The following is a 21,117-nucleotide window of genomic DNA, read 5'->3' on the forward strand; positions in this document are numbered from 1 at the left end:
CAGCCTATTTCGTCGGACCGTCACGCGCGGTCAGCTCCGGTCCGGTGAGGGTCGCTTCGTCTCCGCCCGGCTTCTGCTTCCAGACCACCGCCTCGTGGGGCTGCGCACCGGGGGCGACCAGCACCATCCCGTCGAGGTCGGTGCGCAGCGGCCGGATGCCGTTCGCCGTCAGAATGCCGAGCAGCTTCGCGGTCGGATGCCCGTAGTCGTTGCCTGCGCCGACGCCGATCAGGCCGAGCGTCGGGTGCAGTGCCGCGTACAGCTCGGGAGACTGGTCGGCCGAGCCGTGATGCGCGACCTTCACGACATCCACGTGGCCCGGATGCATCAGCCCGAGGAGGCGGTCCTGGGACTCCTCGCCCAGATCCCCGAGGAGGATGCCGGAGAGGCAGGCCGGGCAACCCTCCCCCGGCGTGATCGTGATCGTCACGCTCGCGGGGTTGCCCGGCTCGACGCCGGTATCCGGCGGCCAGACGACATCCCAGCGGAGCGCACCCAGCACCCCGTGCACGCCGATGCTCACCTGATCGACCCGGGCGCCCCCGGCCCGCAGCTCGGAGGCGAGCCGGTGGTCGCCCGGATCGCTCGGCGGTCCGATGAGCGCGCGGTCGACCTTGCCGACCACGGCGTCGGTGCCTCCGACATGGTCGAGGTCGTAGTGCGTCAGCACCAGGAGGTCGATGTGGTCGATGCCGAGGTCGCTGAGGCACACCGCGAGGGGCTTCGGGTCGGGGCCGGTGTCGACCAGGGCGATCTCGCCACCGCTGCGGATGAGGGTCGCGTCGCCCTGGCCGATGTCGCACAGGCCGAACTCCCAGTCCGCGGGGCGTCCCGCCACCGTGACGACGTGGATGCCCGCGACGCTCGCGAGATACCCCACCACCCCGACGACGAGGGCGGCGCGTGCGAGCCGGCGCAGCCGAGCGGGCGACCCGCCCAGCACCGCGACCAGCGCGAGGACCGTCACCGCGATCAGCAGGAGGATGCCGATCACCCCGGGCGGCCACGGGCTCTGGGCGCCCGGCAGGTGGGCGAAGAACCGGGCGACCGCGGCGATCCACGAGGCCGGAAGCCACGCGAGCCATCCGATCGCCGATGCCAGCCCGGGCAGCACGGCTGCGGTTGCGCACGCCGCCAGACCGAGGACCGTGACGAGCGGAGCCGCGGGTTCCGCGAGCAGGTTGGCCGCGATCCCGTACACCGGCAGCGCCGGGTTCAGCAGCAGGATCACCGGCTGGCAGGCCAGCTGCGCCGCGATCGGCACGGCGAGCAGCAGCGCCAGCCGGTTCGGCAGCAGGCGCGCGATCGAACGGGCGATGGGCGCGGCCAGCAGCAGGAGGCCGCCGGTCGCGAGCGCGGAGAGCGCGAACCCGTAGTCCCGCGCGAGCCAGGGGTCCGTCGTGAGCAGCACGATCACCGCGATGCAGAGCAGCGGGAGGCCGCGCCCCGCCCGTCCGAGCGCGATGGCGGTCAGCGCGACCGCCGCCATGACCGCCGCGCGGATCACCGAACCCTGCGGCGTGACCAGCACGACGAATCCGACGAGCGCGAGCAGCGCCACGGCGAGCCGCACCATCCGCGGGAGCCCGATCGCGGACGCCGCCCAGAGCACGAGCCCGACCACGATCGCGCAGTTGGCACCCGACACGGCGGTGAGGTGGGTGAGCGACGACGCCTTCATCTCGGCCGTGAGCCGGGGCGAGACCTGGGCGGTGTCGCCGATCGCGAGCCCCGGCAGGAGGTCGCCGCCGTCGCCCGGGAGCCCGGCGGTGGCGCGGACGAGCGCCACGCGCACGTGATCGGCCGCCTCGAGCATGCCAGGGGGCGGGGCGACCTCGGTCGGTGATCCGCGGGGGAACACCAGGTACGCGACCGTGTCGCCGACGTCGCCCGGGCGCACCGCGGCGTCGATGCGCAGGGTCTCGCCGATGCGGACCCGATCGAGGGCGTGGTCCTCGGGCTCGCCCATCACGAGCACCGGCGTCGAGGTCGTCGTCGTCTGGTCGCCCACCGTGGCGGAGAGCGCGGTCGCCGCCAGACGGCCCGCGGTCGCCAGCGACGTCGCCTCGAGCCGCAACGTGACCGTGCGCCCGGAATGCGCGGCCTCCACGAGGACATGCGGCGATCGGCCGGGCACCTGCGCGGCGACCGCCGCCCCGATGATCGCTCCCCCGACGAGGGCGATCGCAGCGAGCGCGAGCACCGAGCGCACCCCGCGCGCGATGAGCGCGCAGGCGACGGCCGCGGCTGCGCATCCGAGGGCGAGGACCCCGTTCGCCCAGCCGGGCAGCCCGATGCCGATGCCCGCGACCAACCAGGCGGCGAGCGCCGCGGGCAGCAGCCGGAGATCGGTCACCGGTCACACCGTGACGAGGGGCTCGAGCTGTGCGAAGGTCGCGTCGCCGATGCCGCTCACGCTGCGCAGGTCCTGAATGGAACGGAAGCGTCCGTTCTTGGTGCGCCAGTCGATGATCCGCTGCGCCATCGCCGGACCCACCCGCGGCAGCGTCTCGAGGGCTGTCGCGTCGGCGGTGTTGACGTTGACCTTCGCGCCGGGAGCGGCGGCACCCCCGGTGCCGGCACCGGCACCCACCGGCGGCGCCTCGCCCACCGCCGGAACGACCAGCTGCTCGCCGTCGGCGACGACGCGGGCGAGGTTGATGCCCGCGCGATCGGCGGAGGAGGTGAACCCGCCGGCGGCGACGACGGCGTCCATCACCCGATCGCCGTCGCGCACCTCGTAGAGGCCGGGATGCACGACCTGGCCGACCACCTGCACGTACAGCACGCCCGGGCTCGGCGAGGCGACGATCCCCGGCGGAGCTCCGCTCGACCCGGGCGCCGCGCCGGTCGTCGGCGCCACCACCGTTGTGCCGCCGTGCGGGGTGAGCGCCGTCACGAGCACGGCCGCCGCGAGGCCCAGCAGCACGAGTACGAGCGCGGCCCCGGCACCCGCGCGCAACCGGGCGCGGCGGGGGTCGGGTGCCGGAGACGCGCTCACTCGAGCACGCTAGACAGCACCGCGCTCGGGGGCGGCGCCGCGCTCAGCGGGTGGGGACGATCAGCTCCGGGTCGCGATGTTGACGACGCGCGGCGCCCGCACGATCACGTTGACGATCTCGCGATCGCCCACCACCCGGGCGACGGCGGCCGATGCCCGCGCGAGCGCCTCGAGCTCGTCGGCGGCGATGGTCGGCGAGACCTCGAGCCGATCGCGCACCTTGCCGTCGACCTGCACGATCGCGGTCACCGACTCCTCGACCAGCAGCGTCGGATCGGGCTTGCGCAGCCCGGCGAACGCGACCGATGCCGGATGCCCGAGCCGCTCCCACATGTCCTCGGCGGTGTACGGCGCGAACAGGGACAGCAGCACCGTGACCGCCTCGATCGCCTCCCGCACCGCGGGATCCGCCGCGCCCGGCCCGGAGTCGATCGTCTTACGGATCTGGTTCACGAGCTCCATGAGCCGCGCGACCACGACGTTGAACTTGAACGCCTCGAGCAGCCCCGGCGCGTCGGCGAGCAGGTGGTGCGTCGCACGGCGCAGCGCGGCATCCCCGCCCTTCCACTCCACGTCGGTCGGCGAGGTGATCTCGCCGGAGATGCGCCAGGCGCGCGCGAGGAACTTGGTGGAGCCGGTGGGCGACACGTCGGCCCAGTCGATGTCGTCCTCCGGCGGCCCGGCGAACGCCAGCGTCAGCCGCAGCGCGTCGGCACCGTGCTCGCGCAGCTCGCTCGCGAACTCGACGAGGTTGCCCTTCGACTTCGACATCTTCGAGCCGTCCATGAGGACCATGCCCTGGTTCAGCACGGCGCTGAAGGGCTCGGTGAAGCTCACGTAGCCGAGGTCGAACAGCACCTTCGTGATGAAGCGCGCGTACAGCAGGTGCAGGATCGCGTGCTCGACCCCGCCGACGTACTGGTCGACGGGCGCCCACTTCTCCGCATCCGCCGGCTCGAAGGCGCGGGTGTCGTCGTGCGGGTCGAGGTAGCGCAGGAAGTACCAGGAGCTGTCGACGAACGTGTCCATCGTGTCCGGATCGCGACGGGCCGGCCGGCCGTCGGGCAGCGTGGTCTGCACCCACTCCGTCGCCGCGCCGAGCGGCGACTGGCCCTTGGGCTTCAGGTCGAGGCCCTCGGTGGGCGGCAGCTCGAGCGGCAGCTGGTCCTCGGGCACCGGATGCAGCGACCCGTCCTCGGCGTGCAGGATCGGGATCGGCGTGCCCCAGTATCGCTGCCGCGAGATCAGCCAGTCGCGCAGGCGGTAGGTCTTCGCGGCGCGACCGGTGCCGGCGTCGGTGAGCAGGTCGATGACGCGGGAGATCGCGTTCTGCTTGCTGAGGCCGTCGAGCGGGCCGGAGTTGATCATCCGGCCCGGGCCGTTCAGCGCGACCCCGGTGCCGGCCGGATCGAGAGCCGGGATCTCCGCACCCTCCTCCAGCATCTCGGGCGTGATGACGGGGATCGTGCCCGTGACGGCCGCGTTCGTGTCGACGACGACCTTGACCGGCAGGCCGAACTTCAGCGCGAAGTCCAGGTCGCGCTGGTCGTGCGCGGGCACCGCCATGACGGCGCCGTGCCCGTAGTCGGCGAGCACGTAGTCGGCGGTCCACACCGGGATCCGCTCGCCGTTCACGGGGTTGATCGCATACCGTTCGAGCGGGATGCCGGTCTTCTCCCGTCCCGCGTCCTGCCGATCGACCTCGCTGGTCTTCTGCACCTGCTCGAGGTAGTCGGCGAACGCCGCCTGCACCTCGGGGCTGGAACCGGCCGCGAGCTCGGCGGCCAGGTCGGAATCCGGGGCGACGACCATGAAGGTCGCACCGAACAGCGTGTCGGGGCGGGTGGTGAAGACGGTGACCTTCTCGGGGTGCCCCTCGATCACGAAGTCGACGTCGGCGCCGGTGGATCGCCCGATCCAGTTGCGCTGCATCGCGATGACCTTGCTCGGCCATGAGCCCTCGAGCTGGTTCAGGTCGTCGAGCAGCCGGTCGGCGTAGTCGGTGATCCGGAAGTACCACTGGGTCAGCTTCTTCTTGATCACGACCGCGCCGGAGCGCTCGCTCGTGCCATCCGGCAGCACCTGCTCGTTCGCGAGCACCGTCTGGTCGACCGGGTCCCAGTTGACCCAGCTGTCCTTGCGGTACGCCAGCCCCTTCTCGTACAGCTTGAGGAACAGCCACTGGTTCCACTTGTAGTACTCGGGGTCGGAGGTGTGCAGTTCGCGGTTCCAGTCGAAGCTGTTGCCGTACTTCTGGAAACTCGCCTTCTGCTGGGCGATGTTGGCGTACGTCCACTCGCGCGGGTCGATGCCGCGCTTGATCGCCGCGTTCTCGGCGGGCAGGCCGAAGCTGTCCCACCCGATCGGATGCAGCACGTTGAAGCCCTGCTGACGCCAGTAGCGCGCGACGATGTCGCCGAACGCGAACGCCTCCGCGTGCCCCATGTGCAGATCGCCCGACGGGTACGGGAACATGTCGAGCACGTACTTGCGCGGCCGCGAATCCGACGGGCCGTCGACCGTGAACGGCTGAAGCTCCTCCCAGCGCGCCGCCCACTTCTGCATGATCGCGGCGAAGTCGTACTCCGCGTCGTGGGCGCTCTGCTCGGGCATGGGACGACTCTCGTTTCGCGAGGGGGAAGGCGTTCCAGCCTAACGAACCGCAGCGCCCGGGGTTCGCAGAGCCTCCCGCAGCGCCCGGGCCTTCAGCTCCACCTCGGCGAGCTCGGCGGCGGGATCCGAGAGCACGGTGATCCCTCCGCCGGCGCCGAATCCGGCACCGGCGTCGTCGATCACGATCGTCCGGATGGTCATGGTCAGCTCCGCCGACCCGTCCGGCCCCAGCCGCCCGAATGCGCCCGCGTAGGCGCCGCGGTCGGCCGCCTCGAGTTCGTCCAGCAGCTCGATCGCGCGCCGCTTGGGGGCGCCGGTCATCGAGCCGGCGGGAAAGCACGCCGCGATGGCGTCGATCGCGTCACGGCCCGCGGCCAGGGGGCCCTCGACGGTCGAGACGAGCTGATGCACCTGCGGATGCGTCTCCACGGCGAGCAGCTCCGGCACGCGGACCGTGCCCGGCGCGCACACCTTGCCGAGGTCGTTGCGCATCAGATCGACGATCATGACGTTCTCGGCGCGCTCCTTCTCGTCGGCGAGCAGCTCGGCGGCGAGCCGGGCGTCTTCGGCCGGGTCGGCATCCCGTCGGCGCGTTCCCTTGATCGGACGGGTGCGCACGATCCCGTCGGCGACCTCCAGAAAGCGTTCCGGTGTCGCGCTCAGCAGGGTCACACCGCCGGTGCGCAGGATGCCGCCGCGCCCGGTCGCGCTCGAGGACCGCAGCGCGAGGTAGGTCTCGAGCGGGTCGATCGGGCCGTCGACGCGGTAGTCGGTCGTGAGGCAGAGCAGGTAGGCGTCGCCGCGGAGGATCGCCTCCTGGGCCGCGGCGATCTTCGCCAGGTATGCGGCGTCGGTGTCGCGGCGCGTGACGGTCGGAGACTCGTGCCGTGCCGGTGGCGGCGCGGCGCCCGTGGGTGGGCCCGGCGACTCGACCACGTACTCGCGTTCGACGCGGAGGAACGCGGCGGACGGCAGGCGCGGGGGGCGGGACGGCGGCATCCCCATGGTCTCGGACCGCAGCTCGTAGCCGAGCCAGCCGACCAGGCCGGCGGGCGCGTCGGCGAGCGCGGCTCGAACGCCCGGCAGCACCGCACCCCGCTCCAGGGCGACGGCGCTGCCGACGCCGATCCGGCTCACGCGCCCGACGCCGCCGTCAAGCCAGAACACGTGCTCGTGCTCGGCCGCGAGGTCGGCGAACAGACGCTCGGGCCGGATGTCCGTCCCGAGGGGGATGCGTTCCGCGGCCCCGTGCATACCCTTGACCCTATGAGTCCGCCGAGCGCCTTCCGGTGGCGCGCCGGACGGCTCGAACCGCTCGATGCGGAAGCCCTGCCGTCGGGGTCGCCGGCGGTCGCCGACTCCTGGCTGCTCGAGGACGGCACGGCACTCGGGCTGGACGCGCACCGCGACCGGTTCCTGCAGGGGGTCGCCGCCCGGGCGGGAACGGACGGCGCCGCATTCTGGGATGCCGCGCTCGCCGCCCTCCCCCGTACCGGCGCGTGGTTCCCGCGTCTCGAACTCGCAGGCACGACCGCGGACGCGCCGGATCTCGCGCTGCGCGTGCGCCCGGCGCCCGAACGCGTCCGCGGCATCACCCTGGCCACGCATCGCGGCGCCGATCCCCGATCCGCGCCGACGATCAAGGGACCGGACCTCGACGCTCTCGCCGCGATCCGCGCGACCGCCCGGACCGGCGGCGTCGACGACGTCGTCCTCCTGGCATCCGACGGATCGGTCGCCGAGACCACGACGTCGAACCTCGCCTGGTGGCACGGCGACGCGCTCTGCGTGCCCGACACCGCGATCCCGCAGCTGCCCGGCGTCACCGTGGGCGCCCTCGTGGTGCTCGCGACGGCGCTCGGCATCGACGTGCGGCACGAGCGGGTCGCGCCCGACGACCTCGACGGGTTCGAGATCTGGGCACTGAACTCGCTGCACGGCATCCGGATCGTGACCGGCTGGCCCGGAGGTCCCGCGCCCGCCGCCGAACCGGGGCGCCTCGCGACGTGGCGCCGGCGGCTCGACGCACTGCGCCGACCGCTTCCCGAGGTGATGCCGGCATGACCTGGCTCGGCGAGGTCCTGGCGGCCATCGGATCGTTCTTCGCGGGGTTCAACGACGCGGTGAATCAGCTGCTGCTCTGGATCCTCGCGACCGTGCACCACGTCGACCCGGTGGTCCGCACGCTCCTCGCCGCCGTCGGCATGTTCTGCGAGACCTCGATCCTCGTCGGGCTCGTCGTCCCCGGCGACACCATCGTCATCGTCGCCAGCACGGCCGTCATGTCGCCCGTGGAGTACGTCGCGCTCCTCGTCGCCGTGGTGGCGGGTTCGCTGGCCGGCGAGAGCGTCGGATTCGCGCTCGGGCGCTGGTTCGGCCACGGCATCCGGCACTCCCGGCTCGGCCGGCGGATCGGCGAGAGGAACTGGGCGCGCGCCGAGCGCTACGTGCGCCGCCGCGGCGGTCCCGCGGTGTTCGTCTCGCGGTTCCTGCCGGTGCTGCACGCCCTCGTGCCGCTCTCCGCGGGGGCAGGCGAGATGCGTTACCGCCGCTTCCTGGCCTGGACGGCTCCCGCGTGCGCCATCTGGGCGACGCTGTATGTGACGTTCGGCACGCTCGCCGCGGGCAGCTATCGACAGCTGGTCGGCCAGCTGCACTTCCTCGGGTACGTCTTCGTGGGCGCGGTCGTCGTCTTCCTCGTGGTGCTGCTCGTCGTGCGCAAGCTCGTCGAGCGCCACCAGGCTCACCACTGGGACGACGACGAGACCGAGCGGGTCGAGTAGCTCCGCGCCACCCGACCCGCTTCGGGTTACTTCGAGAAGCCGTTGTCCTTCAGCCAGTCGGAGGCGACCGCCTTCGGGTCGGCCTTCTCGTCGCCGCTGATCCGCTTGTTGAACTCGAGCAGATCCTTGGTGGTGAGCTTGGCCGACACCTTGTTCAGGAGCGCCGTGATCTTGTGGCTCAGCTTGCTCGTCGTGCCGATCGGCACCACCTGCTGCGACGCGAACAGGTTCTTCGGGTCGTCGAGGGTCACGAGCTTGTTGTCGAGGATCGACGGCGTCGTGGAGTAGATGTCGGCGACCTGGGTCGTGCCGTCGAGCAGGGCCTTCAGCGTCGCGGGGCCACCGCCGTCGTTGATCGGCGAGAACGTGATGTTCGTCAGGCCGTAGACGCTCTTCAGCCCCGGGATGCCGTCCGGCCGGGTCTCGAACTCCGGATTGGCGGTCAGCGTCACCGACGAGAGCTTGCTGAGGTCGGCGATCGACTTCAGCCCGTTCTTCTGCGCGAACTCCGGCGTCACGTTGAGCGAGTCGGAGTCGGCGGCCGGCGCGAAATCGGTCGCGGTGAGCCCCTTCGGCAGCGCGCTGTCGAGCGCCGTCTTGACGTCATCGCTCGACTTCTGGTTCGCGTTCTTGTCGAGGAACGACAGGATGCTGCCGGCGTACTCGGGGATGAGGTTGATCTCGCCCTTCTCGAGCGCCGGGATGTAGGCGGCGCGCGCGCCGATGTTGACCTTGTAGCTGACCTTCACGCCGTCCGCGGCGAGCGCCTGCCCGTACACGTACGCGAGTGCGACGTTCTCGGGGAAGTTCGCGGAGCCGACCGTGATCGAGCCGCCGTCACCGCCACCCGATCCGCCGCCGCTCAGGCTCTTCGAGTTGGCGCACCCGGCGAGCGTCAGGCCGATCGCCACCGTCGCGGCGATGGCCGCGATCGCGCCTCTGGAGATCTTCTTCATGACTGCATACCTTCCTGGAGGGACCGCGGCCCCGTGACGGCCGCGGACCGGAATGCCCGGCGGCCCTTCTTCGGCGAAGCCGAATCCGCCGGGCCGCGGGGAACGCCCCGCGGCGCGACGAGTCGCTGGACGACGGCGAGAGCACCGTCGATGAGGAGGCAGAGCACGGTCACGAGGATCGCGCCCGCGAGCATCTGCACGAAGTCGTTCTGGGCGAGCCCGTTGATGAGGTAGATGCCGAAGCCGCCGAAGGCGAACGCCGACGCCACGGTGGTGGTCGCGATCACCTGCAGCACGGTCGCGCGGAACCCGCCGACCAGCAGGCTCGCCGCGAGCGGGAGCTCGACCCGCACCACGATCTGCCACTCCGTCATCCCGACCGCACGCGCCGCGTCGATCGTGTCGCGGTTGACCGCCTCCACGCCGGCGTAGGCGCCCGCGAGCATCGGCGGGATGCCGAGCAGCACGAGCACGATGGCGATCGGCACGGCGTTGATGCCGATGAGCAGCAGGAGGATCGACAGCAGGCCGAGCGTCGGCAGCGCGCGCGCGACGTTCGACGCGAGGATCGCCACGAGCCGCCCGCGGCCGGTGTGGCCGATGAGCACTCCGAGGGGCACGGCGATGACGACCGCGATCGCCACGCTGATGACCGAGATGCCGAGGGTCTCCCCGAGTCGTTGCAGGATGGCGGGGTTGCCGGCCCCGGCCCGCCCGACCCAGTGCCCGCCGTCGAGGATCCACGCGATGGCCTGCACGAAGATCATGCGACACCACCGATCGGCGGGGTGCGCAGCAGCGCCGGGTTCTCGGCGGCACGACGGTTGCGACGGTTCCACGGCATGAGCAGCCGTCCGAGCAGCTGCAGGACCACGTCGAACACCGCCGCGACGACGAGCACCGCGACGATCCCGACGAGCGCCTCGGTGAGGAACTGCCGCTGGAACGCATCGATGAAGAACGAGCCGAGGTTCTCGATCCCGGTCAGGGCGCCGACGCTCGCGAGGCTCACCGTGCTCACCGAGACGACACGGATGCCGGCAAGCAGGACGGGCCCCGCGAGCGGCAGCTCGACGGCGAAGAACCGCTGCCACGCCGAGTAGCCGATCGAGGTCGCCGACGACACGACGTCATGCGGCACGGCCGCGAAGGCGTCGGCCGCGCTGCGGACCATGAGGGCCAGCGCGTACAGCGTGAGGGCGATCACGAGGTTGACCGGGTCGAGGATCGCACCGCCCAGGAGCACCGGCACGAGCACCAGCAGCGCGATTGCGGGGATCGTGTACACGATGTTGCCGAGCACGAGCAGGATCGATCGCGCCACGCGCGACCGGCTGGCCCAGTAACCGAGGGGGATGGACAGCACGAGCCCGATCACGATCGGCGGTGCCGTGAGCGCCACGTGCTCCAGCACGCGTCCGCCGATGAGGTCGAGGTTGCGCCCGATCCATCCCCAGTCCATCAGGCGTCTCCCGCCTGGTCGGTCTTGTTCGAGACGCTGCGCGACTTCGGGTTGGGATTGCCGGCCTCGAGCCGGCCTCCGGGTGCCGCGATGATGCCCACCGGGTATCCGCCGCCGTCGACCAGCACCCGGTCATCGCCGATCGCCGGGGTCGAGTCGCTCACGACGAGCCGGCGCTTGCCGCGCTCGGCGCCGATGAAGGTCGCCACGAAGTCGGTCGCGGGGTTGGCGAGGATCTCGGTCGGCGTCCCCTGCTGCACGATGTGGCCGCCGCGCTCGAGCACGACCACCTGATCGCCGAGCAGGAACGCCTCGTCGATGTCGTGCGAGACGAAGACGATCGTCTTGGCGAGCTCCGCCTGGATGCGCAGCACCTCCTGCTGGAGTTCGTCGCGCACGATCGGGTCGACGGCACTGAACGGCTCGTCCATGAGCAGGATGTTGGGGTCGACCGCCAGCCCGCGCGCGACGCCGACGCGCTGCTGCTGCCCGCCCGAGAGCTGGCTCGGATAGCGATCGGCGAGCGAGCGCTCGAGACCGACGACCTCCATGAGCTCGAAGGCGCGTCGGCGGGCGTCGGCCTTCGAGACACCGGTCAGCCGCGGAACCGTCGTGATGTTGTCGAGCACCGAGCGATGCGGCAGCAGGCCCGAGTTCTGCATGATGTAGCCGATGCCGCGGCGCAGCTGAACCGGCTCGCGGGTGGCGACGTCGACGCCGTCGATCTCGACCGTGCCGCTGGTCGGGTCGACCATGCGGTTGATCATGCGCATGACCGTCGTCTTGCCGGAACCGCTCGACCCGACCAGCACCGTGATCCGGCGTGCGGGGATCTCCAGCGAGAAGTCCTCGACGGCCGCGGTGCCGTCCTGATAGGTCTTGGAGACGGAGCGGAACTCGATCATCGCGGGTCTGCTCCTCGCTGCCGGGTGGGTCGGTGACCGAAGACTATTCGAGCCCACCGACAGCGCGGATCACCCGTGCTGCATGAGGAAACTCAGCGTGCGCTCAGATATTCCCCGACGAGCTGAGCGCTGATCTCGGGGCCGTGACCGAGGAACGCGGCCGACCCGCCCGCGTCGCGCGCGAACGCGCGCGCCGCGATCGCGTCGATGGCGACGATCGCGCTCTCCATGGCGACCGGCAGATCCTTGTGCTCGGCGACGCCGAACCGCTCCCGGAGCGCCTCGATGATGCGCTCGGCGAGCACGGCGTAGGCCGGCGATCCCTCGGCGGGCCGCAGGTCCAGCACGTCGCCGAAGCGGAGCGAGGCGAAGCCCGGCTCGCTGCGGAACGCATCCACGAGCGCCGCGATGCCGCCGTGCAGCGCAGCCATCGCATCGCCATGACGCTCGTCGTCGATGTCGGAGAGGATCCGGCCCGTCACGCGGTCCGCGTTGCGTGCGGAGAGGCTCTGCAGCACGGCGATCCGGTCGGGGAAGTAGCGGTAGACCGTGCCGATCGATGCACCGGCGCGCTCGGCGACCATCGCGGTCGTGAGCCGCTCGTAGCCGATCTCGTCGATGACGGCGGCGGCGGCGTCCAGTAGTGCGGTGAGGCGGGCCGCGCTGCGCGCCTGCACCGGTTCATTGCGGATGAGGCCCGCAATCTCGCTCCGCGACGGAGCCGGTTGAGTGCCGATCACGTCCATGTCCTTCCCGGTGTCCGGAAGGGCTGCCCAGCGCCGCCATCCGGTGCACCGATGGTATCGCGCCCGCCCTGGGAGAGTGACGAAACATCAGCGCGCCGGCACATGAGAATCCCTTCATCGTCCGGCGGGCCGCATGGGAGACTGGCCCGATGCCGTCGCGCAGGCCCCACATCGCCGCGCGGCTGGAGGATGCGTTCCACGCCTTCCGCGAGCGGCGCGCCCGGCGACGCGGTCTCGTGCCGATCGTGGTGCCGTTCACGGGCTATGGCGGCCCGGGGTGGGTGCGCGTGCTCGGACGCGTGGTGATGCGCAGGCCGGGGCCGACGCCGGATCGGCTGGCGGGCATCCGGGGCTGGCGCAGCTTCGTCAGCGTGCCGGTGCGCGATGCCGAGGTGGTGGTCGAGTCGGGCGGCGTCCGTCACGTGATCCACGCCGACCGCGGCGGCGTCATCGATCAGCGACTCGAGATCGACCTCGAGCCGGGATGGCGTGAGCTGCGCGTGTCGACGGACGGCGACGCGGTGGCGGCACCGGTGCTCGTCGTCGATCCCGGCGAGGGGTTCGGCATCGTGTCGGACGTCGACGACACGGTCATGGTCACCGCGCTCCCCCGGCCGCTGCTCGCGGCGTGGAACACCTTCGTGCTCGACGAGCACGCGCGCACACCGGTCACCGGCATGGCCGTGCTCTACGACCGGCTGCACCATGCGCATCCGGGAGCCCCGATCGTCTACCTCTCCACCGGTGCCTGGAACGTCGCACCGACGCTGACCCGGTTCCTCGGGCGCAACCTCTATCCGGCCGGCCCGCTCCTGCTCACCGACTGGGGTCCGACGCACGACCGGTGGTTCCGCAACGGCGCGCAGCACAAGCACGACTCGCTCGCGCGACTGGCGCAGGAGTTCCCCGGCATCCGGTGGCTGCTCATCGGCGACGACGGGCAGGCCGACGAGCGGCTCTACGGCGAGTTCGCGGCGGCGCACCCCGACAGCGTGCGCGCGGTGGCGATCCGCCGGCTGACCGCGGGCGAGGCGGTGCTCGCGGGCGGGCGCAGCTCGGGAGCAGCGGTCGATGCGCACGTGCCGTGGATATCGGCACCGGACGGTGCCGGACTCGACGACCGGCTCGAGGAGCTCGGCATCCTGGACAACGACCCGGCGTAACGCAGAGCTTCGGCGTTTAGCGTGGTGAGCGACATGACGCGCTTCGACGACGGATCGGCCGGCGACGCCGACTACGGACACCTCGGCCCTGGCTACGCGGGCGTGCGACGCCCTGACCCCCGGATCGAGCGCGAGGTCTGGGATGCCCTCGGCGACGCCCGCAGCGTCGTCAACGTCGGCGCCGGGGCGGGCTCGTACGAGCCGCGCGACCGCATCGTGGTGGCGGTGGAGCCCTCCGCGTCGATGCGCGCCGAGCGTCCGCACGATCGCGTGCCGGCCCTCGACGGCACCGCCGAGCACCTGCCGTTCGACGACGGCGCCTTCGACGCGGCGATGGCCTCGATCACCGTGCACCAGTGGCCGGACCTCGAACGCGGGCTCGGCGAGCTGCGCCGGGTCGCACGCGGTCCGGTCGTGATCCTGACCTTCGACCCCGTCGTGCCGGAACGGTGGTGGCAGCCGGTCTACGTGCCCGAGCTCTACGAGGTCGAGGCGCGGCGGATGCCGCCGCTCGAGCGGATCGCGGCGGCGATCGGTGGCACGGTCGAGGTCCGCACGGTGCCGATCCCCGCCGACTGCATCGACGGGTTCGGCCAGGCGTTCTTCGCCCGCCCGGAGCAGACCCTGCGGCCGGAGGTGCGGCGCGCGATGTCGGCGTGGAGCTTCGTCGCCCCGGAGGTCGTCGAGCGATACGAGCGCGAGCTGTCGGCCGATCTGGCCTCCGGGCGGTGGGATGCCGAGTGGGGCCGGTTCCGCACGATGCCCTGGTTCGACGCGGGGCTGCGGCTCGTCGTGGGACGCCCCTGATCGGGGGCGGCGCGGATCCTTGACCCGCCGGGGCCGCTTCGCTAGATTCGAGCCTTGTCGGCATCCATGTCCCCCACATGGAGGACCGGCCAAGCGTTCCATCCCCCATGGAGCGTCCCCTGATCCGAACAGGTCCCCCGCATGTTCGTCGCCCTTCTCGTCGCGCTCGGCGTGACCGCGCTCGTCGCGGTCGCCATGATGCTGGTCGCGCTCCAGCGCAGCGCCCGCCTGACGATCGCGCGCGGTCTCGTGAGCCTCGGCCTCTGCCTCGGCGTGGTCGCGGTGGTCGCGACCGGGGTGCTCGCCCTCTCGTCGCAGCCGGCCCAGGCGGCCGCCCCCGTCAGCACGGTCGTCGACCTGCAGCTGCCGACGCGCTGACCCGTCTCGACGCCCGCGGCCGTGGCCGTGCTGACGGCGCGTCGGCGGTCGGTCCGATACTGATCGGGTGGCCGACTTCACCCGCGCGCGACGCCGGATCACCGCTCTGCGGCTGAGCGCCCTCGGCATCGCGCGGCGAGCCGGGTCCCCCGGCGACGTCGTCCGCGCGCACCTCGCGATGCAGGCGCAGGACTTCGCGGGCGCGCTGTGGTCGGTGGGTCTGCGCACGGGTGCGACCCGCGATCAGGTCGTCGCCGCGCACGAGGGCGGCGCGTTCGTGCGCTCCTGGCCGATGCGCGGCACCCTGCACCTCATCGCCTCCGAGGACCTGCCGTGGATGCTCGACCTCACGGGTGCGCGCACGATCGCCTCCGCCGCCGGCCGGCACCGTCAGCTGAGCCTCGGACCGGCCGATTTTGCACGCTCCGAGCGGATCGCGCGGCGCGAGCTCGCGGGCGCCACCCGCACTCGCGCGCAGCTCCTCGCCGCCTTCGATGCCGACGGTCTCTCGACCGCCGGGCAGCGCGGCGCGCACCTGCTGGGGCGACTGGCGCACTCCGGGGTCGCGGCGCTGACCGGCAAGGACCGGTGGGCGCTGCTCGAGCCGATCGTCGGGACGCCCCCGCGGCTCGACCACGACGTCGCTCTCCGGCGGCTCGCCCTGCGCTACCTGCACGCGCACGGACCGGCGACGGCCGCCGATCTCGCCTGGTGGGCCGGCATCACCCTCACCGACGCCCGGGCGGGCATCGATGCCGCCCGCGACGAGCTGGAGCCGCTCGGGCTCGACGGCGTCGCGTACTGGATGCGCCCCGGCCTCGAGCCCGCCGCCCCCGCCGTGCACCTGCTGCCCGGGTTCGACGAGTTCCTGCTGGGCTACACCGATCGCAGCGCGCCGCTCGCGGGAGCGCCGCTCGAGTCCGTGGTGCCGGGGTCGAACGGGATGTTCCTCTCGACCATCGTCGTGAACGGCGAGGTCGCCGGCACCTGGCGGCGTGCCGCGAAGGGACCGCCCGGGGTCGTGCCGGCGCCGTACCGGGCGCTCACGGCATCCCAGCAGCAGGGGCTCGACCGCGCCGCGCGCCGCTACGTGCGCTTCCTGGGCTGATCCGCCCTACCCCTTCACGGCTCCGCCGAGCCCGGCCGAGCGCAGGAACATGCCCTGGAAGCCGAGGAAGAGCGCGATGGGGATGACCATCGAGATCGCCAGCGCCGCGAGGAACACCCCGAGGTCGGTCTGCGACTGGATGTTGGGCAGGCGCACCGACAGCGGCTGCACGGCGGGGTTGGTGAGCACGAGCCGCGGCCAGAGGAAGTCCTTCCACGCGTTGACGATCGCGAACACCGAGACCACGCCGATGATGGGCTTCGACATCGGCAGCACGATCGACCAGAACAGCCGGAACGGCCCCGCGCCGTCGGTGCGCGCCGCCTCGAAGATCTCGTGCGGGAGGCTCTGGAAGAACCGGGTCACGAGCACGACGTTGAACGCGTTGGCGCCCGCCGGCAGCCAGACCGCCCAGAAGGTGTCGATGAGCGAGTGCCCGATCACCGGCGGATGCAGGATCGTCAGATACAGCGGCACGAGCAGCACGACGCCCGGCACGAACAGGGTCGCGAGCACGAGCCAGTTGACGACCTTGGCGTACGCCGGCCGCAGGATCGCGATCGCGTAGCCGCCGGTCGTCGCGACGAGCAGCTGCACGAACCAGGAGCCGAGCGCGACCCACACCGTGTTGAGGAATTGCGTGCCGATCTGCACCTGGGTCCAGGCGGCGACGACGTTGTTCCAGTCCCACCCGTGCGGGAAGACCGCGAGCGGCGCCTGCAGCGTGTCCTGCGTCGGGGTCACCGCCGCCTTGAGCAGCCACAGCAGCGGCCCGACGCCCCACAGGATGAGCAGGATCAGCAGCAGCAGATGCAGCGTTCCCAGCCCGATCCGGATGCCGGGCCGCCGCCGCTCGGCGACCGAGACCGCGGTCCTCTCGTCGCTCTCCGGCCGGGACGAATGACGGAGTCGCCGACGTCGGCCGGGGTCGACCACGACGGGCTGCCCCGCATCCACGGCCCCGGATGGCGTCGCGGTGGTCGTCGTCATCGTCCCTTCTCCGTCATTCGTCCACGGGTCGCCATCAGTCGTCGCTCCAGGCCTTGGTGATGCGGAAGTACACGAACGAGAACAGGGCGAGGAACAACGCCAGCAGCAGCGAGAGCGCCGTGGCCTTGCCGTAGTCCACGCCGATCGAGTTCTGGAACGCGTAGCGGAAGATGAGCTGCAGGATCGACAGGGTCGAGTTCGCCGGCCCGCCGAACGTCAGCAGGAACGGCTCGAGGAACACCTGGGCCGTGCCGATGATCTGCAGGATGAACGTCACGAGCAGGACGGGCCGCAGTTGCGGCAGCGTGACGTGCCAGATCTTGTGCCGGATGCCGGCGCCGTCGATCTCCGCGGCGTCGTAGAGCTCCGGCGGCACGCTCGTGAGCGCCGCGAGATAGATGATGATCGTCCCGCCCGCGGCGGCCCAGGTCGCCTCGAGCACGATCGAGGGCATCGCCGTCGCCGCGGACTGGATCCACGGCTGGGGCGGAATGCCGACCCATCCCAGGATCGTGTTGAAGACACCGCGCGGGCTCGCGTCGTAGAAGATCTTCCACAGCAGCACCGAGACCACCGGCGGCACCACGACGGGCAGATAGGCGAGGGCGCTGAACAGCCCGCGCGCCCGCCTCACCTCGCTCATGAGGACGGCGACGACGAGCGGGATCGGGTAGCCGAAGATCAGGGCGAGCAGGGCGAACCATCCGGTGTTGAGCACCGCCGTCGGCACGAGCGGGTCACGCAGCAGCGCCGCGAAGTTGTCCCAACCCACCCACTGGGTCACGACGAAGTTGGTGCGCTGGAAGCTCATCACGACCGATTCGACGATCGGCCCCCAGCTGAAGACGCCGAAGATCACGAGCAGCGGCAGCAGGAACACGAGGTTCGACAGCCCGCCGCGGCGCAGCCAGCTGAGCGGGGTGCGACGACGGCGACGCCGGAGGGCCGGATCGCGGCCGGCGGATGGTCGGGTGGTGATCGCGGTCACGGGGTCCTCCGGGAAGGGGGCCGGCGGGAGCGATCCCGCCGGCCCCGGACACTACTACTTGGCGTCGGCGTCGATGAGCGCCTGCACCTGGGTGTTCACGCCCTTCAGCAGGGCCGTGATGTCGGCGTTCTTGTCGGTGAGCACCGCCTGCACCACGCTGTCCAGGGCGCCGTACAGCTCCTGGGTGTGCTTGGCCGGCTCCGGGATGATCGTCTGGTCGAAGATCCCGTTCTGGAACGCGGCCACGTTCGCCTTCGGCACGTTGATGTAGCTGTCGATCCAGCCGAGCGAGGTGTCGAGCTGCTTCTTGTCGAAGATCGGCAGCTGCGGCACGCCCACGGGCTGCTTGTTGGCGACGAGCGACTTGGCGTCGGCGATGGCCGACTTCTTGTCGAGCAGCTTCTGCATGTAATAGAAGTCAATCCACTTGACCGACGCCTGCTGCTCCGCCTTCGACGCGTTCGGCGCGACGACCGCGACGTTGCCGCCGCTCAGCACGCCCGAGCCCGTGCCCTCGGTCGGGATGAGCGCGAGACCGTAGTCCTTCGGGTCGACCTTGTTCTGCTGCACGAGGCTGGTCAGCACGTCGGAGCCCGATGGGTACATCGCGGTCTGGCCCGAGCCGAAATACTGGTTCATGCCCGACCAGTCGAGGTTGAAGTTGCTGCCGAGCGAGTCGTCGTCCCAGCGCATCTTCTGCAGGAACTTCAGCGCGTCGACCGTCTGCTCGTTGTCGGCCGTCACGGTCGTCGTGCCGTCCTTGGTGACCTCCATGCGCCCGCCGCGCGCGTAGGTCTGCTCGGTGAGCGCCCAGCCGCCGGTGTTGCCGGAGGTGAAGACCATGAAGCCGGCGATGTGCAGCTTGTCGGAGATCTGCTTGGCGTCCGTGCGGATCTCGTCCCAGCTGGTCGGCGGCTTGTCGGGATCGAGGCCGGCCTTGGTGAACAGGTCGCGGTTGTACGACAGGCCGTAGGCGTAGGGGCCGTATGGGATGCCGAAGATGTCGCCGCTGTCGTTCTTCGCCACGGACAGCAGCGACTGGTTGAACCGGCCCGCGTACGGCAGCTTCTTGACCTCACTCGTGATGTCGGCCAGCTGGCCGGCGTTCGCGAGCGACTTGCTGTCGGTGAACGGAACGTTGAACACGTCCGGCAGGGTGCCGGCCGCGAGCTGCGCCGAGAAGGTCGGCCCGGTCCACTGGTACTCGACCGGCTTGACCAGGATGTCGGGGTTGGCCTTCTCGAACTCCTTGACGCGCTGATTGAACTGCTTGAACGCGTCGTCGGAGCTGCCCGGGATGAGGCTCGCGACCGTGATCGCGACCTGGCCGTTGGCGGGCTGGTCGCCGCTGGACGAGCAGCCGCTGAGGGCGGCGACGCCGGCGAGCGCGGTGAGGGCGAGGACTGCGGCGCCCACTGTGCGGGGTGACTTCATCGTCTTGCCTTTCTCTGGTGATGGTTCTCCGTGGCTTGCTGCTGTGGACGGAGCCACGCCGTGGAGTCGGGGGGGAGCTCGCGCGACCCGTCGGCCGCCTGCCCGAGCTCGTCGCTGGCCAGGAGCAGCTCCCCGGCGGGGAGCGGCACGGGGTGGCCGGCGAGGTTGGTGATGCTGAGGAACGCGTCGCCGCGGCGGAACGCGAGGGTGCCCTCGGGCGCGTCGTCGAGCCACGCGAAGGGGCCGTCGCCGAGGGGCTCCGCCCGCCGGATGCGCAACGCGGCCCGGTACAGCGCGAGCATCGACCGCGGGTCGGCCGCCTCACTCTGCACCGTGTACCGGGCCCAGGACGCGGGCTGCGGCAGCCACGGAGCCGCGCTCACGGCTCCGGTGCTGAATCCGTACGGCGGAAGGTCGCCCGACCACGGCAGCGGCACGCGACAGCCGTCACGACCGGGGTCGACCCCGCCGGAGCGGTAGTGCATGGGATCCTGCAGCAGTTCACGCGGGATGTCCTCCACCTCCGGCAGGCCCAGCTCGTCGCCCTGGTAGATGTACAGCGATCCGGGCAGCGCGCCGGTGAGCAGCGCGGCGGCGCGGGCGCGCCGGGTGCCGAGGTCGAGATCGGTCGGCGTGCCGAAGCGCTTGTCGAGGAAGGCGAAGGAGCTGTCGGCGCGGCCGTACCGGGTCACCGGGCGGGTCACGTCGTGGTTCGACAGCACCCACGTGGAGGGAGCGTGCACGGGGGCATGCGCGGCGAGAGTCGCATCGATCGACGCGCGCAGTTCGGCGGCATCCCACGGTCGGGCCAGGAAGTCGAAGTTGAACGCCGTGTGCAGCTCGTCGGGGCGCAGGTACTGCACGAAGCGGTCGATGTCGGGCACCCACAGCTCCCCCACGAGCACGCGGGTGCCGGGGTAGGTGTCGGCGACCGCGCGCCATCCGCGGTAGATGTCGTGGATCTCGTCGCGATCCTCGGTGGGATGCTCGCCCGGTCCGACGACGTCGGGCACCTCGCGCAGCTCCGGGTCCTTCACGAGCAGCGCCGCGGAGTCGATCCGCACGCCGGCGGCCCCCCGATCGAACCAGAACCGCAGGATCTCCTCGTGCTCGCGGCGCACGTCGGGATGGTTCCAGTTGAGGTCGGGCTGCTCCTTCGCGAACAGGTGCAGGTACCACTGACCGGGCGTGCCGTCGGGGCTCGTCGTGCGGGTCCAGGTGTCGCCGGCGAACGGCGACACCCAGTGCGTCGGGATGCCGTCGCCGGCCGGTCCGGTGCCGTCGCGGAACCAGAACCGCTCGCGCTCGGGCGAGCCCGGCCCGGCGGCGAGGGCAGCCTGGAACCAGGCGTGCCGGTCCGAGACGTGGTTGGGCACGACGTCGATGATCGTGCGGATGCCGAGGGCGAGCGCCTCGCGGATGAGCGCCTCCGCCTCGGAGAGGTCGCCGAAATCAGGGTGGATGGCGCGGTAGTCGCTCACGTCGTAGCCGCCGTCGGCCAGGGGCGACGCGTACCAGGGCGTGAACCAGATCGCGTCGACGCCGAGGTCGCGCAGGTAGGGCAGGCGCGATCGGACCCCGGCGAGATCGCCGGTGCCGTCGCCGTCGCCGTCGGCGAAGCTGCGCACGTAGATCTCGTAGATGACGGCGCTGCGCCACCACTGCGGGTCGGTGGTGGGCGGGCTGACGCGCTCGGGGGCGGTCAGGACGTCTGCGTCCAACGGGGATCCTTCGCTCGCGGTCGGGGCGCCCGGGTCGGCGCCGACGCGGCAAAAGTAGCTTT

Annotated in this window: 19 protein-coding genes; 6 read left to right on the top strand and 13 right to left on the bottom strand. The window is 71.5% G+C overall.

Annotated elements, in window-relative coordinates:
- Nucleotides 1-4: 4 nt before the first annotated feature.
- From ABD285_RS13315 to ABD285_RS13330, 4 genes are read right to left on the bottom strand one after another with little or no spacing between them, the layout of a single operon-like run.
- Nucleotides 5-2,356 (bottom strand): ComEC/Rec2 family competence protein, encoded by a 2,352-nt coding sequence (locus ABD285_RS13315; protein ID WP_344202971.1) that lies wholly within the window; start codon nucleotides 2,354-2,356, stop codon nucleotides 5-7.
- Between the two features lie 3 nt (nucleotides 2,357-2,359).
- Entirely contained in the window at nucleotides 2,360-3,001 is a 642-nt protein-coding gene (locus ABD285_RS13320; RefSeq protein WP_284255105.1) for a ComEA family DNA-binding protein, read from the bottom strand.
- A gap of 60 nt (nucleotides 3,002-3,061) precedes the next feature.
- Nucleotides 3,062-5,614: a leucine--tRNA ligase gene (gene leuS / locus ABD285_RS13325; protein ID WP_344202973.1), complete on the bottom strand. Its 2,553-nt coding sequence runs from the start codon at nucleotides 5,612-5,614 to the stop codon at nucleotides 3,062-3,064.
- Between the two features lie 39 nt (nucleotides 5,615-5,653).
- Complete coding sequence (locus ABD285_RS13330) at nucleotides 5,654-6,868, bottom strand: anthranilate synthase component I family protein (RefSeq protein ID WP_344202975.1); 1,215 nt, start codon at nucleotides 6,866-6,868, stop codon at nucleotides 5,654-5,656.
- A gap of 12 nt (nucleotides 6,869-6,880) precedes the next feature.
- Between ABD285_RS13330 and ABD285_RS13335 the strand changes: the two genes are divergently transcribed.
- Nucleotides 6,881-7,678 carry an aminotransferase class IV gene (locus tag ABD285_RS13335; protein ID WP_344202977.1) on the top strand — a complete coding sequence of 266 codons (798 nt, stop codon included), beginning with the start codon at nucleotides 6,881-6,883 and terminating at the stop codon, nucleotides 7,676-7,678.
- A 59-nt stretch (nucleotides 7,679-7,737) separates the two neighbouring features.
- Complete coding sequence (locus ABD285_RS13340) at nucleotides 7,738-8,397, top strand: DedA family protein (protein WP_284255740.1); 660 nt, start codon at nucleotides 7,738-7,740, stop codon at nucleotides 8,395-8,397.
- A 26-nt stretch (nucleotides 8,398-8,423) separates the two neighbouring features.
- Here the strand turns inward: ABD285_RS13340 and ABD285_RS13345 are convergent, their stop codons facing one another.
- From ABD285_RS13345 to ABD285_RS13365, 5 genes are all read right to left on the bottom strand, one after another.
- Nucleotides 8,424-9,353, bottom strand: a complete 930-nt coding sequence (locus ABD285_RS13345; RefSeq protein ID WP_284255103.1) for an ABC transporter substrate-binding protein — start codon at nucleotides 9,351-9,353, stop codon at nucleotides 8,424-8,426.
- Nucleotides 9,350-10,120: an ABC transporter permease gene (locus ABD285_RS13350; RefSeq protein ID WP_344202981.1), complete on the bottom strand. Its 771-nt coding sequence runs from the start codon at nucleotides 10,118-10,120 to the stop codon at nucleotides 9,350-9,352. The genes ABD285_RS13345 and ABD285_RS13350 overlap by 4 nt, the downstream gene beginning before the upstream one ends.
- A complete protein-coding gene (locus ABD285_RS13355) occupies nucleotides 10,117-10,815 on the bottom strand; it encodes an ABC transporter permease (RefSeq protein ID WP_284255101.1) in 699 nt (232 codons plus the stop codon). Before ABD285_RS13355 ends, ABD285_RS13350 begins: the two co-directional genes overlap by 4 nt.
- Nucleotides 10,815-11,720 carry an ABC transporter ATP-binding protein gene (locus tag ABD285_RS13360; protein ID WP_284255100.1) on the bottom strand — a complete coding sequence of 302 codons (906 nt, stop codon included), beginning with the start codon at nucleotides 11,718-11,720 and terminating at the stop codon, nucleotides 10,815-10,817. The genes ABD285_RS13355 and ABD285_RS13360 overlap by 1 nt, the downstream gene beginning before the upstream one ends.
- Before the next feature lie 92 nt (nucleotides 11,721-11,812).
- Nucleotides 11,813-12,460 (bottom strand): TetR/AcrR family transcriptional regulator, encoded by a 648-nt coding sequence (locus ABD285_RS13365; protein WP_284255099.1) that lies wholly within the window; start codon nucleotides 12,458-12,460, stop codon nucleotides 11,813-11,815.
- Nucleotides 12,461-12,615: 155 nt separating this feature from the next.
- Here ABD285_RS13365 and ABD285_RS13370 point away from each other — a divergent pair, with 155 nt between their 5' ends.
- The 4 genes from ABD285_RS13370 to ABD285_RS13385 all read left to right on the top strand — a co-directional run bounded on the left by ABD285_RS13370 (nucleotide 12,616) and on the right by ABD285_RS13385 (nucleotide 15,922).
- Entirely contained in the window at nucleotides 12,616-13,629 is a 1,014-nt protein-coding gene (locus ABD285_RS13370) for an App1 family protein phosphatidate phosphatase (protein ID WP_344202984.1), read from the top strand.
- 33 nt (nucleotides 13,630-13,662) lie between these two features.
- Nucleotides 13,663-14,436: a class I SAM-dependent methyltransferase gene (locus ABD285_RS13375; RefSeq protein WP_284255098.1), complete on the top strand. Its 774-nt coding sequence runs from the start codon at nucleotides 13,663-13,665 to the stop codon at nucleotides 14,434-14,436.
- Nucleotides 14,437-14,577: 141 nt separating this feature from the next.
- The gene (locus ABD285_RS13380) at nucleotides 14,578-14,814 is read left to right on the top strand and encodes a hypothetical protein (protein WP_284255097.1); all 237 of its coding nucleotides are present in this window, start codon (nucleotides 14,578-14,580) and stop codon (nucleotides 14,812-14,814) included.
- 67 nt (nucleotides 14,815-14,881) lie between these two features.
- Nucleotides 14,882-15,922, top strand: a complete 1,041-nt coding sequence (locus tag ABD285_RS13385) for a winged helix DNA-binding domain-containing protein (protein ID WP_344202987.1) — start codon at nucleotides 14,882-14,884, stop codon at nucleotides 15,920-15,922.
- A 6-nt stretch (nucleotides 15,923-15,928) separates the two neighbouring features.
- Here ABD285_RS13385 and ABD285_RS13390 read toward each other — a convergent pair whose 3' ends face one another.
- From ABD285_RS13390 to ABD285_RS13405, 4 genes are read right to left on the bottom strand one after another with little or no spacing between them, the layout of a single operon-like run.
- Nucleotides 15,929-16,912 carry a carbohydrate ABC transporter permease gene (locus ABD285_RS13390; RefSeq protein ID WP_284255096.1) on the bottom strand — a complete coding sequence of 328 codons (984 nt, stop codon included), beginning with the start codon at nucleotides 16,910-16,912 and terminating at the stop codon, nucleotides 15,929-15,931.
- Between the two features lie 34 nt (nucleotides 16,913-16,946).
- A complete protein-coding gene (locus tag ABD285_RS13395) occupies nucleotides 16,947-17,900 on the bottom strand; it encodes a carbohydrate ABC transporter permease (RefSeq protein WP_284255095.1) in 954 nt (317 codons plus the stop codon).
- A gap of 54 nt (nucleotides 17,901-17,954) precedes the next feature.
- On the bottom strand, nucleotides 17,955-19,334 hold the full coding sequence (locus ABD285_RS13400; protein ID WP_284255094.1) for an ABC transporter substrate-binding protein: 1,380 nt from the start codon (nucleotides 19,332-19,334) through the stop codon (nucleotides 17,955-17,957).
- Nucleotides 19,331-21,055 carry a glycoside hydrolase family 13 protein gene (locus ABD285_RS13405; protein ID WP_344202991.1) on the bottom strand — a complete coding sequence of 575 codons (1,725 nt, stop codon included), beginning with the start codon at nucleotides 21,053-21,055 and terminating at the stop codon, nucleotides 19,331-19,333. Before ABD285_RS13405 ends, ABD285_RS13400 begins: the two co-directional genes overlap by 4 nt.
- Between the last annotated feature and the right edge of the window lie 62 nt (nucleotides 21,056-21,117).

Source organism: Pseudolysinimonas kribbensis (genome assembly GCF_039531715.1).
Classification (GTDB): Bacteria; Actinomycetota; Actinomycetes; order Actinomycetales; family Microbacteriaceae; genus Pseudolysinimonas; species Pseudolysinimonas kribbensis.

Excerpts from the sequence above, each read along its gene's own strand:
- ABD285_RS13380 (WP_284255097.1), top strand. The coding sequence starts at position 14,578 with ATGTTCGTCGCCCTTCTCGTCGCGCTCGGCGTGACCGCGCTCGTCGCG.
- ABD285_RS13370 (WP_344202984.1), top strand. The coding sequence starts at position 12,616 with ATGCCGTCGCGCAGGCCCCACATCGCCGCGCGGCTGGAGGATGCGTTC.
- ABD285_RS13375 (WP_284255098.1), top strand. The coding sequence starts at position 13,663 with ATGACGCGCTTCGACGACGGATCGGCCGGCGACGCCGACTACGGACAC.
- ABD285_RS13330 (WP_344202975.1), bottom strand. The coding sequence starts at position 6,868 with ATGCACGGGGCCGCGGAACGCATCCCCCTCGGGACGGACATCCGGCCC.
- ABD285_RS13360 (WP_284255100.1), bottom strand. The coding sequence starts at position 11,720 with ATGATCGAGTTCCGCTCCGTCTCCAAGACCTATCAGGACGGCACCGCG.
- ABD285_RS13390 (WP_284255096.1), bottom strand. The coding sequence starts at position 16,912 with ATGACGACGACCACCGCGACGCCATCCGGGGCCGTGGATGCGGGGCAG.
- ABD285_RS13350 (WP_344202981.1), bottom strand. The coding sequence starts at position 10,120 with ATGATCTTCGTGCAGGCCATCGCGTGGATCCTCGACGGCGGGCACTGG.
- leuS (WP_344202973.1), bottom strand. The coding sequence starts at position 5,614 with ATGCCCGAGCAGAGCGCCCACGACGCGGAGTACGACTTCGCCGCGATC.
- ABD285_RS13400 (WP_284255094.1), bottom strand. The coding sequence starts at position 19,334 with ATGAAGTCACCCCGCACAGTGGGCGCCGCAGTCCTCGCCCTCACCGCG.
- ABD285_RS13355 (WP_284255101.1), bottom strand. The coding sequence starts at position 10,815 with ATGGACTGGGGATGGATCGGGCGCAACCTCGACCTCATCGGCGGACGC.
- ABD285_RS13345 (WP_284255103.1), bottom strand. The coding sequence starts at position 9,353 with ATGAAGAAGATCTCCAGAGGCGCGATCGCGGCCATCGCCGCGACGGTG.
- ABD285_RS13335 (WP_344202977.1), top strand. The coding sequence starts at position 6,881 with ATGAGTCCGCCGAGCGCCTTCCGGTGGCGCGCCGGACGGCTCGAACCG.